15 protein-coding genes are annotated in these 16,917 nt (G+C 53.7%); 1 reads left to right on the top strand and 14 read right to left on the bottom strand.

Features of this window, described 5'->3' with window-relative positions:
* Positions 1-30 precede the first annotated feature (30 nt).
* The 8 genes from ACTG3Z_RS02210 to ACTG3Z_RS02175 all read right to left on the bottom strand — a co-directional run bounded on the left by ACTG3Z_RS02210 (position 31) and on the right by ACTG3Z_RS02175 (position 9,229).
* Positions 31-615, bottom strand: coding sequence for an MOSC domain-containing protein (locus ACTG3Z_RS02210; RefSeq protein ID WP_439141011.1), 585 nt, complete (start codon positions 613-615; stop codon positions 31-33).
* 128 nt (positions 616-743) lie between these two features.
* Positions 744-2,660: an ATP-dependent zinc metalloprotease FtsH gene (ftsH, locus tag ACTG3Z_RS02205; RefSeq protein ID WP_439141010.1), complete on the bottom strand. Its 1,917-nt coding sequence runs from the start codon at positions 2,658-2,660 to the stop codon at positions 744-746.
* Positions 2,661-2,821: 161 nt separating this feature from the next.
* Positions 2,822-3,289, bottom strand: coding sequence for a CoA-binding protein (locus ACTG3Z_RS02200; RefSeq protein WP_439141009.1), 468 nt, complete (start codon positions 3,287-3,289; stop codon positions 2,822-2,824).
* Between the two features lie 213 nt (positions 3,290-3,502).
* Entirely contained in the window at positions 3,503-4,204 is a 702-nt protein-coding gene (locus tag ACTG3Z_RS02195; RefSeq protein WP_439141008.1) for an ABC transporter ATP-binding protein, read from the bottom strand.
* The gene (locus ACTG3Z_RS02190; RefSeq protein WP_439141007.1) at positions 4,197-4,976 is read right to left on the bottom strand and encodes an ABC transporter ATP-binding protein; all 780 of its coding nucleotides are present in this window, start codon (positions 4,974-4,976) and stop codon (positions 4,197-4,199) included. The genes ACTG3Z_RS02195 and ACTG3Z_RS02190 overlap by 8 nt, the downstream gene beginning before the upstream one ends.
* On the bottom strand, positions 4,973-6,832 hold the full coding sequence (locus ACTG3Z_RS02185) for an ABC transporter permease (protein ID WP_439141006.1): 1,860 nt from the start codon (positions 6,830-6,832) through the stop codon (positions 4,973-4,975). The genes ACTG3Z_RS02190 and ACTG3Z_RS02185 overlap by 4 nt, the downstream gene beginning before the upstream one ends.
* Positions 6,833-6,916: 84 nt before the next feature.
* Positions 6,917-8,125, bottom strand: a complete 1,209-nt coding sequence (locus ACTG3Z_RS02180) for an ABC transporter substrate-binding protein (RefSeq protein WP_439141005.1) — start codon at positions 8,123-8,125, stop codon at positions 6,917-6,919.
* A gap of 36 nt (positions 8,126-8,161) precedes the next feature.
* Positions 8,162-9,229 carry an aromatic ring-hydroxylating dioxygenase subunit alpha gene (locus tag ACTG3Z_RS02175; protein WP_439141004.1) on the bottom strand — a complete coding sequence of 356 codons (1,068 nt, stop codon included), beginning with the start codon at positions 9,227-9,229 and terminating at the stop codon, positions 8,162-8,164.
* A 112-nt stretch (positions 9,230-9,341) separates the two neighbouring features.
* Here ACTG3Z_RS02175 and ACTG3Z_RS02170 point away from each other — a divergent pair, with 112 nt between their 5' ends.
* Entirely contained in the window at positions 9,342-9,767 is a 426-nt protein-coding gene (locus ACTG3Z_RS02170; protein ID WP_439141003.1) for a MarR family winged helix-turn-helix transcriptional regulator, read from the top strand.
* 27 nt (positions 9,768-9,794) lie between these two features.
* Here ACTG3Z_RS02170 and ACTG3Z_RS02165 read toward each other — a convergent pair whose 3' ends face one another.
* Genes ACTG3Z_RS02165 through ACTG3Z_RS02140 form a run of 6 tightly spaced genes read right to left on the bottom strand, consistent with a single transcriptional unit; the run spans position 9,795 to position 16,809 of the window.
* A complete protein-coding gene (locus ACTG3Z_RS02165; RefSeq protein ID WP_439141002.1) occupies positions 9,795-10,379 on the bottom strand; it encodes an amino acid synthesis family protein in 585 nt (194 codons plus the stop codon).
* Positions 10,376-10,960, bottom strand: coding sequence for an amino acid synthesis family protein (locus ACTG3Z_RS02160; RefSeq protein WP_439141001.1), 585 nt, complete (start codon positions 10,958-10,960; stop codon positions 10,376-10,378). Before ACTG3Z_RS02160 ends, ACTG3Z_RS02165 begins: the two co-directional genes overlap by 4 nt.
* On the bottom strand, positions 10,953-11,783 hold the full coding sequence (locus tag ACTG3Z_RS02155) for a UPF0280 family protein (RefSeq protein WP_439141000.1): 831 nt from the start codon (positions 11,781-11,783) through the stop codon (positions 10,953-10,955). The genes ACTG3Z_RS02160 and ACTG3Z_RS02155 overlap by 8 nt, the downstream gene beginning before the upstream one ends.
* Positions 11,783-13,264: a 6-hydroxynicotinate reductase gene (locus ACTG3Z_RS02150; RefSeq protein WP_439140999.1), complete on the bottom strand. Its 1,482-nt coding sequence runs from the start codon at positions 13,262-13,264 to the stop codon at positions 11,783-11,785. The genes ACTG3Z_RS02155 and ACTG3Z_RS02150 overlap by 1 nt, the downstream gene beginning before the upstream one ends.
* Complete coding sequence (locus ACTG3Z_RS02145; RefSeq protein WP_439140998.1) at positions 13,257-15,986, bottom strand: molybdopterin-dependent oxidoreductase; 2,730 nt, start codon at positions 15,984-15,986, stop codon at positions 13,257-13,259. Before ACTG3Z_RS02145 ends, ACTG3Z_RS02150 begins: the two co-directional genes overlap by 8 nt.
* The gene (locus tag ACTG3Z_RS02140; protein ID WP_439140997.1) at positions 15,979-16,809 is read right to left on the bottom strand and encodes an FAD binding domain-containing protein; all 831 of its coding nucleotides are present in this window, start codon (positions 16,807-16,809) and stop codon (positions 15,979-15,981) included. Before ACTG3Z_RS02140 ends, ACTG3Z_RS02145 begins: the two co-directional genes overlap by 8 nt.
* Between the last annotated feature and the right edge of the window lie 108 nt (positions 16,810-16,917).

Genomic DNA, 16,917 nt, shown 5'->3' with positions numbered 1-16,917 from the left:
TCGGAAAAACGGTCTTGGGTTCTAGTGCGTTTAGGACAGTTCAGACCAGACCGGCTGATCAGGGATATGCAAACGCAATGTCATGCCCAGGCTTAATGTTCCAACACGTTCAACACTTGCAGTAACGCCGCGACGGCCTTTGGCAGCCGCTTTGAACGCCTTGCCCTTGCCGGGGTTCTCCGCCTCGATGAAGGGCGCGGGCAAATGGCAAGGTCGGTTTTCCATATCAATAACAAGCCCCGGACCATCCGCGGCGACCAAGCGCGAGGATGGCGGAACATGGCTCCAATCTGGGATGCCTTCAATCACTAAAGATGCACCGACCAACTGCGGAGCGAGCTGCGCAAGCCCCATCTCAGCAGCGATCAGGTCCAATTCTTCTTGCGACACGATAGAAAGCTGGCGCGCGTTCTTGATCTCGGTAAAGCGCGGATATTGCTGCTTAACGCGGGAGCAAGATGGGCGCGTGAGACCTGCGTGAAACTCAGCTTCAAAACCCGCGAAGGTGAGAGGCATTTCGACGGTTGGCGTCGACGTCAAATCCGTTTCGCTGTCTTTGACAGAGCCGAGCCATTTGACTGTCGCATAATAATCTGTCGGTTTGAGTGCTGGCATGTGTCACCTATTCATTTTTCTTGCGCTGACACTGCCGCAGCAACCTGTTGCGTACAATCCAAAAGCTGTCATTTCAAATATCACAGTCTGGAATGAAAAACCCCGGCGCGTGGCCGGGGTTATTTGTCTTATGCTGTTGGTTCAGGTTCCATGCCACCCGTGGGCTTTGCCCGCGGCTTGGTCTTGGGGATGGCCGTAACGCTTGGCGCGCTGCCCTGATCCGGTGTGTCGTCCTCATCCGAGCCTGAGTTCGGCGCTTCGCCGTTCATCACCCGTTTGATTTCATCACCCGTTAGCGTTTCATACTCAAGCAAACCCTGCGCAAGACGCTCCCACTCTTCGTTCTTTTCAGTGAGGATCCGGTGAGCAGTCGTGTAAGCATCATCGATCATGCGCTTCACTTCGGATTCAATCAGCTCTTTCGTCGCCGCAGAGATTGAAAAACCACCCGCGCCATTGCCGTTGTATCCTTCGTGGGCCTGCTCATAATCGATATTGCCGACTTTGTCAGACATACCCCAGCGCAAAACCATTGCACGCGCTAAGCCCGAGGCTTGCTGGATATCACCTGCAGGACCGTTGGAGACATTGTCTTCACCGTATTTGATGATCTCCGCAGCTTTACCAGCCATCGTCATCGCCATCTTCTCTTCACATTCAGAACGATGCCAATTCAAACGGTCGATTTCTGGCAAGGACACAACCATGCCCAAAGCACCACCACGTGGAATGATCGTCGCCTTATAGACCGGATCACATTGCGGCAGCTCTAGCCCTACGACCGCGTGACCCGCTTCGTGATACGCCGTCTTCTCTTTTTGATCCTGCGTCAGCACCATAGATCGACGTTCGGCGCCCATCATAACCTTGTCTTTCGCGCTCTCGAAGTCTTCCATCGTCACGAAACGTCGCCCGACACGGGCCGCCATAAGCGCTGCTTCATTGACAAGGTTGGCCAGATCAGCACCCGAGAAACCAGGCGTACCGCGCGCTATGATGCGCATGTCAGCATCTGGGCCAAGCGGTGTTTTACGCGCATGCACGTTAAGAATTTTCTCGCGACCTTTGATGTCCGGGTTAGGCACAGTGACCTGACGATCAAAGCGACCAGGACGCAACAAGGCTGGGTCGAGTACGTCACGACGGTTTGTCGCAGCGATAATAATCACGCCTTCATTTGCTTCAAAGCCGTCCATCTCAACAAGAAGCTGGTTCAGCGTTTGCTCACGCTCGTCGTTACCACCGCCGTAGCCTGCGCCCCGGTGGCGACCGACCGCGTCGATTTCGTCGATAAACACAATGCACGGCGCGTTCTTTTTCGCCTGCTCAAACATGTCGCGAACGCGGGATGCACCTACACCGACGAACATCTCAACGAAGTCGGAACCAGAGATGGTGAAGAACGGCACACCTGCTTCGCCCGCAATCGCACGCGCCAGCAAGGTTTTACCAGTACCAGGAGGACCGACAAGCAAAGCACCCTTAGGGATCTTGCCGCCCAGGCGCGAGAATTTCTGCGGGTTGCGCAAGAACTCAACAATTTCCTCAAGCTCTTCCTTGGCTTCATCAATACCAGCAACATCGTCAAACGTGACACGACCTTCTTTTTGGGTGAGCATTTTAGCTTTGGACTTGCCAAAACCCATTGCCCCACCTTTGCCGCCGCCCTGCATACGGTTCATGAAGTAGACCCACACACCGATCAACAGAAGGAATGGAAGAAGCGATAGAATAAATGTCTGGAAACCAGATTGCTCTTGCTGCTCTGCGCGAACTGCGACGTTCTGCTCGATCAAGAACTCAGACACGTTCGCGTCCGCTGGCTTAATCGTTACATAGTCACTGCCGTCTGATCCACGGAACCGAATACGCTCTCCATCGAGCGTTACGTTAGTGACATTGCCACCGTTCACATTGGAGACAAACTCAGAATAGCTGATCTCTCTGCTCTGCAAATTGGCGTTGTTGCCACTAAACAGGTTAAACAATGCCAGGATCAACAGGAACAGAACGACCCAAAAGGCGATATTTCGTGCGTTACCCAACGACACTCTCCTTGATATATCTTTGGCGCGAGCCCTAGCACGTCGCCGTTGAAACTAAAATAGACACATCGCAGTGATGTTCAATGAAGCGCAGCGTTCAAAAACGATCAATTCTCCAAATATCGGGAATTTACGCGCTTATTCGCTGACTTACGTGGGACTTAGAGCTTTGAAGAAATCACACCAGTGGCAAAACCGCCCATGCGCAACTCTCCAAACAATCGCTGATATTCGATTTTAGGACAGCGGTTCTGGATCACATTTAAACCTGCACCTTCTGCTTTGACGGTGGCTTGTGCATGCTCAACCCCAATCTGCATCCAAAGCGTTTTAAGCTTAGGAAGATGCGCCAGGGCTTCATCCAAGACCTCTGGCACATGCTCGGAACGGCGAAAAATGTCCACCATATCAACGGGTTCACTGACCTCGTTTAAATCTGCCCGAATAGTTTGGCCGAATAGCTTTTGCCCCGCATAGACTGGATTTACAGGGATCACGGTGTATCCCTTCAAATCAAGGTAGCGTGCAACGTAATAGCTCGGGCGCACTGGATTGGTCGAAACACCAACAACCGCAATGACCTTGGTGCGCTTCAGTATGTCGCGCAAATGTGAATCAGAATAGCTCATAGGCGTATTCACGCTAGTTTTTTCAGAAAGTTCAAAAGAAAAATGCGCCCGCGGGAGGGACACCCGGGGCGCAAGGTATGGAACGAGGGACAGTCGAGGGACGCTAAAGGTTCCAATTTTGGCGTCTCTGGTATTCAAATGGGCACTTCCAGCGCGTCTTAAAGGTCTGCTCGAGATTTCGTGAACACGCGGCTGAAATCCGCTGATTGCTCGCTATACTGACAAATACGTATCACGGATTTCCGGCTGAGCGTTCAGTTCCGCAAGCGTACCTTGATACTTCGCCGTGCCGCTTTCGATGATCACAACACGATCGGCAACCGCCTGCGCGAAATGCAAGTTCTGCTCTGACAAAAGTACCGTCAGCCCGTCTTTCTTTAGACGTAAAATGACCCGCGCCATTTCCTCAACAATCACAGGCGCGATTCCCTCCGAGGGTTCATCCAGCAGAATGAGACTTGGATTGCCCATCAAAGTTCGCGCAATCGTGAGCATTTGTTGCTCGCCACCGGACAACTCTTTGCCCCTATTCGTGCGCCGCTCTGCAAGGTTCGGGAACATATCAAACAGCATATCCTCAGACCATTTGACCGTGCCCTCGCGCGCTGGCTGTCGGCCTACTTCAAGGTTTTCCATCACAGTTAGATCCGTAAAGATCCGCCTTTCCTCTGGCACATAACCAAGACCCATTTTTGCGACTTTATGGGGCTGCGTGCGCGTGATGTCTGTGTCTTGAAACGTGACCGAGCCTGTTTGCGGAACAACAAGTTGCATCACCGATTTCATGGTCGTCGTCTTGCCCGCACCATTGCGCCCGAGCAGCGCCACCACCTGCCCCCGTGCCACATCAAAGCTCAGATCATTGAGGACATGCGCCTTACCATAAAAGCTGTTGATGCCTTTTATCTCAAGCATTGGCGCTCTCCCCGTCGTGCTTGAACAATGTGCCACCGCCAAGATAAACCTCACGCACGCGCGCATCATTTCGGATCTCATCAACGGACCCATTCGCGATCAGCTGACCACGATTGAGCACCATCACGCGATGCGCATGGGCGAAAACAACGTCCATGTCATGTTCGGTAAAGAGTACGCTCACCCCACGGCTTTCCACGATATCGGCCGTGAGTTGCATCAATGCAATGCGTTCTGCGGGAGCCATCCCAGCTGTCGGCTCATCCATCAACAAAAGCGTCGGTTCATGCGCCAGAGCGATTGCAAGTTCGAGGCGCTTCAAGTCGCCATATGCCAGCACTGCACAGTGCCGTTCCGACTGATTTCCCATCCCCACAAGATCAAGCAGCGCCATCGCTTCGTCGCGATACATTTGATGCGCGCGCGGTAAGAGTGAATAGATCTTTCGGTGATGTGAGATCAAAGCCATCTGCACGTTTTCGATCACGGTCATTGATGCGTAAGTGCCAGTTATCTGAAACGTGCGCCCGACACCAAGTCGCCAGATTTGGCGCGGCTTCAAACCTTTCAGGTCTTTGCCTGCAAGCTTAACAGTGCCGCCAGAGGACTTCAGCTGGCCCATAAGCATGTTGAAACAGGTGCTCTTGCCAGCCCCGTTTGGACCAATGAGCGCGAGTAACTCACCCTTTTGAAGGGTAAAGCTTACATTATCGACGGCTTGGATCGCGCCAAAAGCTTTGGAAAGCCCATTCACTTCGAGAACCGCACTCATGCTTGATCCTCCCGCTTCATCAAACCGATTTTCTCGGCCCATTTGCGCAAAGTTCCTGCGATGCCATCCGGTGCCACAATGACGACGAAAATGATCAACAAACCAAGCAACAAACGCCAGTATTCAAAGCGTGTAATATAATCTTTTGCACCCTCCAAAGCGGCCCCGCCAACAACGCCCCCCGCGAGGGTTTTCACGCCGCCGAGGAAGACAACGATCAAGGCATCGAAACTGCGCGCTATCTCTAACTCGTTCGGAAAGATCGATCCTTTAGAGAAGACAAATAAGCCACCTGCAATTCCGGCCATCGCACCCGCAAAGCCAAAGGCAACCCATTGCACATGTTTGGTGTTAATTCCTGTCGCTTCCGCCTGACGAGCAGAGTCCCTCGCGCCGCGAAGCGCATACCCGAAAGGCGAATGCGCGGTGTGACGCAGCATGATGATGCCACCAATACACAGCACCAACGAAAGGTAGTAGAACGTAGTTGTGCCAGAGGCCCATTCAGATGGCCAAATGTCCACAAGTCCATCGTCGCCCCCCGTGAAATCGCCCCACTGAAAGACCAGTGACCAAAGAAGCTGCGCAAAGGCGAGCGTGAGCATGGCAAAGTAGACACCGGTTAAGCGCAAACAGACCCAACCAAAAATGATTGCCGTCAAACCCGCAGCAATCGGGGCGAGGATAAGGGCAAGCTCCATAGGCGTGCCCGCATATGTAACGAGCAGCGCCGCTGCATATGCGCCGCCCCCGAAATAGGCCGCATGTCCAAATGATACGAGACCGCCAAGCCCTAGAAGAAAATGTAAAGACGCGGCAAACAGACAAAAAATTGCAATATCCGTAATGAGAACCTGCAAGAAACTGTCACCCACCAAAGGCAGCACAGCGAGTGTCAAAAGCCCTGCCATCACAATCATCCGTGCCGTTTGTCCTGCGGGTTTGATTGGGCGCTCTGGTTCGCCGACTTGTCCATGCTCTCCGGCGACCTCTTCGCGCCCGAATAGTCCAAAGGGTCGGAAAATCAGTACAACGACCATAACAACAAACATCAAGGCAAGCGTGGATTGCGGCAAATAATTCACGCCAAAGACGTTGAGCACAGAAATAAGCACAGCCGCCACATAAGCGCCGGGCAATGAGCCCATACCGCCAATCACAACAACAACGAAGATCGCGGACAGAATATTGAAATCCATCAACAAATCTGCGCCACCTTTTGGCAACTGAACCGCGCCACCCAGACCTGCAAGAGCGCAGCCAAGGAAGAACACACCTGTGAAAAGCCAAGCCTGATTGACACCTAAAGCGCCAACCATCTCGCGGTCTTGTGTTGCGGCACGCACAAGAATGCCAGTGCGGGTTTTCGTGATTAGCCACCAAAGCGCGAAAGCGACGAAGGGCGTCAACGCGATAAGTGCAAGGTCATATTTCGGGACAGGTTCCCCCATGATCCGAATGATCCCTTTCAACCCTGGCGCGCGCGGGCCAAGCACGTCATCAGCGCCCCAAACCAACAACGCAAGGTCTTGGATCACGAGGATCACACCAAAGGTTGCAACAAGCTGAAACAGTTCAGGCGCTTTATAAACGGGACGCAGCACAAGGACTTCAACGACAATCCCGATAAGCCCAACCACAAGACCCGCAAGCAGAATTGAGGTCCAAAACCCCCACGCCCCCGGCAAAACTTGCATGAAGGAATAGCCAACATACGCGCCGAGCATGTAAAAAGAGCCATGGGCAAAGTTTACAATGCGCGTAACCCCGAAAATCAGCGAAAGGCCAGAGGCAACCATAAACAGCGCACTCGCGTTGGCGAGGCCCGTGAGGATCTGCGCAATAAAGAAACCCATGTTATGACCTTTGGTAGGAAAGTTTAGGACGGCCCGCCACGTTTGGCGGACCGTGTTTCGAATTTTCTAACGAAATTCGTACGCTTAGTTGCCAGAACCGCGAAGCTTCATGACTTCTTCGTCTGACAGCGTGTAATCCGCGCCATTTTTGTAAACCCAATCGACCAACGTGCCTTTACCGTCTTTCAAAGCAATGGTTCCCACGTAAGCGCCCATCGTCGCTTGGTGATCTTGTGAGCGGAATGTAATGTCGCCAACGGGTGTGCTGACTGGCAAATCAGCAAAGGCCGCGCGAATTGCCTCGCTATCAGTGGTACCTGCTTTTTCCAAAACCGCAGCAATGGATTGTGCAGTCATATAGCCAACCAAGGACCCGATACGAGGGTGATCATCGTATTTCGCCATATATGCATCCACAAAGGTTTTACCCGGACCTTCTGTAATTTCAGACCATGGATAGCCTGTTACAACCCAACCCTCTGGTGCTTCGTCACCGAGCGGATCCATATACTCTGGCTCACCTGACAGCAGACCATATACATTGCGCCCCTCAAACAAACCGCGGGTGCCGCCTTCGCGCACAAACTTGGCAAGATCCCCGCCAAAGGTAACGTTATAAATTGCGTCAGGTTTTGCACGCTCGAGGGCCTGCGCTTCCGCGCCCGCGTCAATCTTGAACAAAGCTGGCCATTGCTCGGCCACAAACTCAACTTCTGGCTTCAGCTTTGTCAGCGCTTTCTTGAAAGCAGCAACCGCATCTTTACCATAAGCGTAGTTTGGCGCGATTGTCGCATAGCGGATCGCATCGGTTTTAGCGGCTTCTTCCGCAAGCATCGCAGCCTGCATGTACGTGGAAGAACGCAGACGGAAAGTATAGTCGTTGCCCTTGGACCATGTGATCGCGTCAGCAAGGGGTTCGGAGGCGAGGTATACGTATTTCTTCTCCGCTGCGAGCGAACTAATCGCCAAACCCACGTTTGACAAGATCGTTCCTGTCAGCATCACCGCGCCGTCGCGTGTCATCAATTCTTCCGCGATCTTCACAGCTTCGCCTGGCTTGCCTTGGTCATCACGGAAAATGAATTCCAGCGGCTTGCCCAGCACACCACCATCAGCATTGATTTCTTCCAAAGCCATCTCGATCCCGAGCTTATAAGGGCCAGCAAAAGCCGCCATGCGCTTGTAGTGATTGATCTCACCAATCTTGATCGTTTCTTGAGCAAATGCAGGTAGACCCACTGCGGCAATCGCAGCTGCGCCCATAAGGCTTTTCAAAAATGTCTTTCTTTTCATGTCGTTCCCTCTTCTGTTGGCCCGACTCTCACAGCGTCAATCGTGCTGTACAAAGGTCGGATGGAGCGGCGCACCGAGATCTTCGGTCGCCTCCGCCTCCACAAGGTCGCGTATTCTTTTGCGATACACATTTGGTCCCTTGTCGATGGCAATTCTGATCGGCTTGCGCTTTTGTGGGCGCTGTTCTTCGATGTGGATGGCCTCTAGCACTTCTTTATCTTCGGCAAAGGCAATGCGGAACATTTTGTCCATGTTTTCTGATGCAGCCTCATCGCCAACCGCCGTGTTGCGCAGGTGCATCCAATGATCGATTGTGTAATCTTCAGTCACAGGCGTCACGAAATGAAGTGCGAAAATACGAACGCCTTTGTCACGCTCGTCTTCTTCCAGCTTCGCTTCAACCGCGGCACTACCGAAATCAATTACAGCGGTGCTGGGAAGGTGCAGATAGTAGTAATGCCAGCGGTCCACATTGCCTGTGAAATCACCAAAGTTCTGGAAAAAACCAACCGGCGCAGAATCCTTGATCCAACGCCACGCAACGATCTGATCCCCAGACGTCGACACATGCACAGGCACGTTTTCTGACGCGGCACTGCCAAGCGTCGTAGGATGCACAAAACTCACATGCGCCGGATCAACCAGGTTCTCCGCCACGTTGAGATAATTAGCCTTAAGGTGCAGCCCATCCCCATGATGCGCATGCCAGTTCGGATCGCTGAACTCGGGCATATCAAAAACAGGCGTATCCGCCGCCAAAGCCGCTTCACCGGGCCAAACCCAAACGATGCCATGCGCTTCATACACCGGAAAAGTATCCACATATGCGGACGCAGGAAGATTGTCCTGCCCCGGTACGCGCACGCACTTGCCGTCAATGCCAAAGGTCATGCCGTGATAGCCACATTGCACAGTATCGCCGATCCGCTTGCCTTTCGACAGCGGCAAAAGGCGATGCGGGCATCGATCCTCAAGCGCGACGATACGACCATCAGACGCACGGAACATAACCATGTTTTGTTCTGTAATAGTAATCGCGCGCAGCTCTTCGCCAAAGTCTTTGGACCAACCGGCCACGTACCATGCATTGCGCACAAACGGCATATTGAGTGTTCCCTTTAAGTCTTGGCAGACGAGTTAATTGGGACCAAAAACTTGTTCGTTGTCAAACAAATTATGCGCGCATATCCTTAGCAAACACCTATGAGGGCATCAGATGGACCAGAGCGAGGCAAAAAGCGCGTATAAGCTAGAAGACCAGATTGGTTTTCGGCTTCGTTTGGCTAATCAGAAACACTTAGAGCTCTTCGCTGAAATCATGCCCGATGCAACGCCGACGCAGTTCGCCATTCTCGCGCGCTTGTTTGAGGACGGCCCTTTGTCGCAAAACCACCTTGGTCGCCGCGTTGGCATGGATGCTGCGACGACCAAAGGCGTTGTTGATCGTTTGAGAAGCAAGGGGTGGGTCAAAAGCACCGCCTCCAAAACGGATTTACGAAGGTTAGAAATATCTTTGACTCCAGAGGGTAAGGGTTTTACCAAAGATGCCATTGATCGCGCGCAAGTCGTGTCGGAGCAAACCACGAAAAACCTTAGCACACGCGAGACAGAACGCCTTTTGGCGCTACTCGACAAGCTCTAGTCAACGGATTCAACGCAGAAAATGGCCTTAACGTAGGCCGTCTTTGCCTTCCGCATCCGTATGCGTCAAACCACCCACGCGGGGCAAAGGCCGACCACTGTCTGTAACTGCGATGGCGACTAAAATTTCATTTGAACGCGGCGCATCATTCAAACGCACCTCCACGCCATCAAAATGGGAACGTACATAGGCCGCGTCTTTATGGCCAAGGGGCACATCCAAATCCTGCCCGGGACCACCCATCTTTTTGGATGATGGCACCAAGGCCGCGCCCTTTTCAACTTCTTTGCGCAAAGGTGCACCCATCTTTGGATGAAGCAAAGCGGCCGCATGTTCCAGCTCGCCATTCTCACCAACCATCGCAGCTTTGCCGTAGCTTTCCGCTTGCTCTGGTGAAATGCCCAACGCTTCGACACATCGTTTTCCGAGCGTTTCGCCAAGCTCTGCCCCGATCTCCATTAACGGTGACAGGTCTTCAACATATTTTCCCGCAAACGGATTCGCGATAACAGCAACGGCGACCGCTTTGCGCGTAGCGGGCGAAATTGCTCGTCCCGCTTCTTGATGCGTTTCTTCAACCCAAACAGCGATTTTTCGAATGTCAGCAGTCATCGTAGACCATCCTCACCTTTGATATCCGCGGCGCTCAAGCCGCCAGCACGGTCGTGAACACGCGCTCCTGTGCTCATCACAAGTACAAAGGCCAATTCACTTGCGCGCGGCGCATCGTTCATACCCACTTCCATCGCATCGAAATGTCCACGCACATACGACGCGTTGATATGCGTGATCGGCACATCAAGGCGCACGCCCGCAGCGCCCACTTTCTTTGTAGAGGGCACAATCGCCTTCGCGTCGCCCAAAAGCTCACGCATCGCATACCCACCTGGGGCATGCCAAAGCGCACCGTGTTCCAACTCACCTGCAGTCCCCACAATGGAACCTTTTCCATAACCTTCGATCATCGACGCATCGCCGCCCAGCGCATCAATAAGCTTTTGCGCCATTTCGAGCCCCAAAGGCTTTAAATCTTCCATGAATGGCTGAATATCTTCGACGTAAGCGCCGGCAAAGGGGTTTGCGATCACCGCAATGACAGCGCCCCGCTTTTGCGGCACGTTGGCGCGTGGCCCGCCTTCATGAAAGACTTCTTCGATAACCGTTGCGATCTTGCGCACCACGACGTCAGGCATGTTCCAGCACCTTTTCCAAATTCATTTCTATTTGTCTACTTTGGCCGCGCAAATGCAAGCTTGCCGCTTGAATGAGGCCCTGTTGTTGCATCTGCTTTGCCCGCTGAACACCAAATTCAAGCGCGCTTGAGACATCCTTTGCACCAAGATCACCGACTTGGGTCACCACCTCGCGCGCTCCCAAATCACTGCCCTCGCGTATTTGCTTAGCGGGCGCACGTAGAATGGCAGGGTGGTCCGGCACATCAACGGCCCCTGCGATCAACGTTGCAGCGACATCTGCCATGCTTGCCGTCTTGGCCAGAACCGTCACGCTTTCAGCGATCCCGAAGGACAAGCTGCGCCCACCTTGACCGCTCGTCGCAATGCCCCGAACTTCGCTATCAGAGTTTAAGGTTATCTTGCCTAAATCCGCGCCCGCCAGACCAGAAATCGCAATATCAAATGTTGCGTTATGACTTAGGTGCAATGCGATATCGCCACCGTTGTTTACATAGGCACGGCGAAGATCAGTGGTGCTACGCATGGCCTGCAAAACTGCCTCGGCGACGGTACCAGCCACTGCGGCCATAGGCGTGACAAAACCTTGATACGCTTGCGCCGCGCGCCACATCTTACGAGCAATAGCGCCCTTGGGAGAGGGCCCATCGTGCCGCTGCAACAGATCAATCTCATCCATCAATTCTGCTAAAACTGTGCTCAGTCGCAGTTCTGCGGCTTCAAATGCACGCGTACGTGTGCCATCTGCGCCGATGATCAGATCAATCGGTCCATGCTGCAAATGCAAACGGTCACCTGACAGCAAGGCGCGCTGAACCTGCATCACCAGCGCCCTTCCCTTTTGTTTCGCTGGGCTTGGTGCGGATCGGGCTGACAGCGCACGGGTTTTACCTTTCGTACCTCAGGGGTAAGCACTGAGGCAGCATCTTGAATATGCTCCATGTGACCACCCAGCGCTTTATAGTCTTCGCGGCGCAGCGTGAACTCGATTGGGGCGACCAAAGCGGGGGTTGGCACGTAACCGAAAGAGTTAGTTGGCATTTCCATGACATCGACCATCACCGTGATCCCACCGCCGGGCCAAACATAAGCCTCTGCGCCGCCGCAAGATACGTAGGTCAAAGCGTCTTTGACTGAGCGCGTGAGCCGCACTGGGTTTTCTGTTACACCGGCCCGCAAAGATCCGCCAGCTCCGCCCATGAAGAGCACAGAACACAAAGACGGCTCACAATTCTCGGCAATACGATCTGCACTTATGCGCAGAGCCTCTGAAATCTGAGCCGGTTGCGGGATCAATTCTTCATCTAGCTCGTAGTAAGCCCATTGCTCACCCGTGGTAGACACCATGAGTAGCCGCAAACCCGCCCAAGCTTTTTTCGGATCGGCAGGCTTAAGGATGGTCAGCGGATCATCAACATCAGTGCCGCCCCATCCGGTGCCCGGTTCGGCCACTTGGAAATACCGTCCTGGCGTGGACCGGCGTCCTTGGATCTTAATTCCAGACGGGCGCATATCAAGCTGCTTGCCTGCTTCATGCTCGGTCAAAACGCCGGTGATGTGATCATCTACGACGATGACCTCATCCACATGTGGCTCCCACTGTTTTGCAAACATCCCAATCGCCGCGGAGCCACAACCAACGCGCATTAGTTTCTCGCGCTCACCATTGATGATCGGCGCTTGCCCCGCTTGCACGACAACTTCTGCGCCATCGTCTATTTGCATGCTCACCGCTTCGCGATTGCACAGCTTCATCAAAGCATCACAGGTCACGCGGCCTTCAGACTTGGTGCCGCCAGTTAGATGTTCTACCCCACCAAGCGAGAGCATCTTTGAGCCATACTCAGACGTCATCACATGACCAATCGCTTCGCCACCCACGCGCACAACTGCGCGTTCGTGACCGATGAAACGATCTGTGTCGATCTTCACTTTCACGCCGCAGTACGAATAAATCCCTTCGGTCACGACTGTCACCATATCTGCGCCATCCACCTCCTGAGAGACAATAAAGGGCGCAGGTTTGTAATCGGGGTATGTTGTGCCAGCACCCACGGCCGTCACGAATGTCCGGGATCCTTGCAGAATGTCACCGTTCCAGTCCTGAGCGTTATTCCCCTGATCCAGAAACGCGACCGCTGGCGCGCCACGTTCGATCACCGTCAACGGATCAAGTCGCACCAATTCACCGGAATGATTGGCATAGCGATCACAAGCCCCTGCTTTTCCTTCGGCGATAAAGCACATCACAGGGCATGCATCGCAGCGAATTTTCTCGGGCTTAACGCGTGTTGTCTCAGTCATACCCGAACTCCTTCAAAGCGGCGCGCACGCGGTGTGGTAACGCAGGAACATGACGCAAACGTACCCCTGTCGCATTATGAACGGCATTCAGGATCGCGGGAGCCGTGGGGATTAACGCGTGTTCCCCCAAGCCTTTCGCGCCAAACGGACCATGTGCGTCCGGCTCTTCAACAATCACCGTTTCAATGGGAGGGACATCCCCAATCGTTGGGATCAAATAGTCGTGCAGATTGTCCGTGCGCCCCGGAATGAACTCTTCCATCAAAGCCATCCCCAAACCCTGCGCGACGCCCCCTTGAACCTGCCCTTCCACGAGCAACGGATTGATCGCTTGACCAACATCATGGGCTGCAACAAAGTGAATTGGCTTAATCGTCCCAAGCTTCGTGTCCACCTCAACCACCGCAAGATGCGCCGCATAGCCAAATTGCGCATAAGGGACGCCCTGCCCGTTTTCATCCAATGGGCTCGTGGGCGGATCGTAGCTCGCAACTGCGCGCAGCACATAGCCGTCCTCACCAACGTCCATGCGCGATAAATCAATCTGATGTCCCCCGCTCAACTCAATCTGGCCATTTCCAAGACTTATCTCTGCATCTTCAGCAGCGTTCACCAAAGTCAGCACTTGGCGGCGCAGGCTTTCCCCCGAAAGTTTTGCCGCGTTGCCGCTTACAAATGTTTGGCGCGAGGCAGAGGTCTTGCCCGCATCGGGCGTAACGTCCGTGTCCGCTCCGACGCGCGCGACCTGATGTACAGAAACCCCAAAAGCCTGTGCAAATATTTGCGAAATGACCGTGTTGGACCCTTGCCCGATATCAACCGCACCTTGATGCAGCACCAATGTTCCATCTGCTTTCAAGCCGCATTTGATGGTTGAGGGGTTCGCCATTGATGTGTTGCCGCACCCATACCACCCCGCCGCGATTCCAACGCCCCGCTTGAGATGTGTGCTGTTTTCGTTGAACGTCGCGCAATCTTGCTGGCCAGTTTGCCAAGCAGGTCGCAAAGCCTCAAGGCAGGGCTTCACGCCGACGCCTTGTTCAAACACTTGCCCCGACACCGTCGGCACCCCGTTATCAAGCGCATTCAAGATACGAAATTCTAACCCGTCCATGCCAATCTCAGCGGCCAATTCGTCGAACAGAGTTTCTTGCGCAATGGCTGATTGCGGGACTCCGAAACCACGAAATGCACCGGCAGGCGGGCAATGGGTATAGATCCCTTTGGCCTGTGCGCGGTAATTGGGAATGCGATAGGGACCAGACGCATGCAATGGCACACGATTGGCGACCGTCGGCCCCCAACTGGCGTAGGCACCTGTGTTGAAATCCCCATCGAACCGAAGACCTGTCATCGTGCCATCCTTGCGCACACCACCTTTTACCGTGATGCGACCAGGATGGCGCTTGGTTGAGGTCGCCATGCTCTCGACCCGTGAATAGGCAATGCGCACAGCGCGCCCTGTCACCAGCGCACCAAGACACACATAAGGGTGCACTGTCAGATCCAGTTTTGAGCCAAAACCACCACCAACAGCCGTTGGTACAATGCGAATATCTTCTGTATCGAGCGCGAGGATCCCTGCCAGCGCTTCTTGATTCATTACAGGACTTTGCGTGCACACATGCAAATGAACGCGCCCATCCACCATTTCAGCAAAGCCTGCTTCAGGTTCGATGTATGCGTGCTCCACAAAGGATGTTTCAAACTGCCGTTCAAGGACAACATCCGCCTGCGCAAGGCCCGCATCCACATCACCACACGCCACAAAGCCGCCGCACATGACATTATTTTCAGATCCTGTGTGAAGCTGGGGCGCATCGCTCTTTTGCGCCTCTGTGACATCCTGCACTGGCGTAAGTTCGCCCCATGTGACTGGGAAGTCTAACACGCGAAATGCCGCAATCACGTCGGCTTCCCCGATCAAGGCCGCAACGGCTTCGCCTTTGAAACGGGTTTCCTTTTCAGCAAAAACAGGCTGATCAATGAATCCGGGAATTGTGCCAAAGAGATTTGATCCAGGAATATCTTTCGCCGTAAGGACTGCTTCAATACCGACACGCGCGCGTAACTGATTAAGGTCGCCAAACTCAAACGCCGCATGCGCAAAAGGCGAGCGGATCACAAGAGCAACCAAAGCACCCGCTGGAGCGACGTCATCGCCAAAGCGTTCGGTGCCATCCACTTTCGCGGTGCTGTCTAGACGTGCGATTGCGTCGCCAACATCGCCCTTAGCCTGCGTTTCGGGATTATCAGAACCAAGCGCAACAATGGCATCAATGATCTTGCGATACCCCGTGCAGCGGCACAAAACGCCGCCCAATGCATCTTGGACTTGCTCTGCGTTAGGTTTCGGAACGTCGTTTAGCAAAGCCGTAGCGCTGATCATCATGCCCGGTGTGCAAATCCCACATTGGGCCGCTTGATGTGCGGTGAAACTGGCCTGCAATCGCGCAAGCATCGCAGGGTCAATGCCGCGCAAGGTTTGCACATCACGACCTTTCGCTTGTGCAGTGGCGGTCAAACAAGCACAGACAGGCGCGCCGTTGATCAAAACTGTGCAAGCCCCGCAATCCCCTGCATTGCAGCCCACTTTCACCTCTTTTGCGGCCAGCTCTTCGCGAAGCGTTGCACTTAGCCGCGCGTGACCTGCGGCATGACTTTGCACAGGCGCACCATTCAGCGTGAAACCAATCGTTTCTGAAGAGCTGCGCTTATCCATGAGCTGCCTCCTGCAATGCGCGCAAGATCAAAGAGCCGACAATGTCCTTGCGATATTCCCCAGACCCACGCACGTCGTTTATCGGCGATAGTTCTTTCATATCAGCGTCTGCAATGACCGCCTCTGCTTCGTTCAGCGCAGTGTTATTCAACGCCTGTTCTAATTCAGAAAGGCGGGTCGCAACTGGGGAACAGGATCCGACTGCAATACGCAAGTCACTCAATACACCTGCCTTCACCTCGCAGCTCACAGCGACCATCGCGATGGAAATGACAAGATATTTACGCGCACCAAGTTTCGCAAAAGCACTTTTGCGCGTTTCGGATACGTTCGGGATTACCAGTGCCGTAACCAACTCGTCTTGCTTCAACGAAACACGGCGGACACCGGTAATAAAATCCGCAAGTGGTATCTCGCGGGTTTCGTGTAAGGAGCTGACTTCTAAAGCTGCATCAAGCGTGAGCAACGCGGGTACACCGTCTGCTGCAGGTGAGGCATTGCAAAGATTGCCCACCAAAGTTCCCGCATTTTGAATTTGTACGGATCCAACTTCGCGCGCGGCAGCTTTCAAACCGTCAAACGCTGACGGTAGATCAGCGTTGATGACGTCGCTCCATGTGCTCGCAGCGGCAATGCGCCAGCCTTTTGGGGTCTTTTCAACACCACGCAAACCCGCAATGCGCGTGATATCAAGCATGTCACATTCGATAGGACGCTCGCCTTGTGCGGGATACCAATCCGTGCCGCCAGCAATGATGCTCATGTCGCGCACGCTCAATGCCTCCAGGGCATCTTTTAGGGTAGTTGGTGTCAAATAGTCCAAAGATGGTCTCCTCGGCGCGTCAGAAACTTGTTTGTATACGAATAGAATATCGCATCGAGGATTCTGTCAAATCCTTTCAACAGCCCCTTGATCGAAGCAGCACTTCTG

Source organism: Planktotalea sp. (assembly GCF_965659345.1).
In the GTDB taxonomy this organism is placed as follows: Bacteria; Pseudomonadota; Alphaproteobacteria; order Rhodobacterales; family Rhodobacteraceae; genus Planktotalea.
This window is presented reverse-complemented; position numbering and strand designations above follow the sequence as displayed.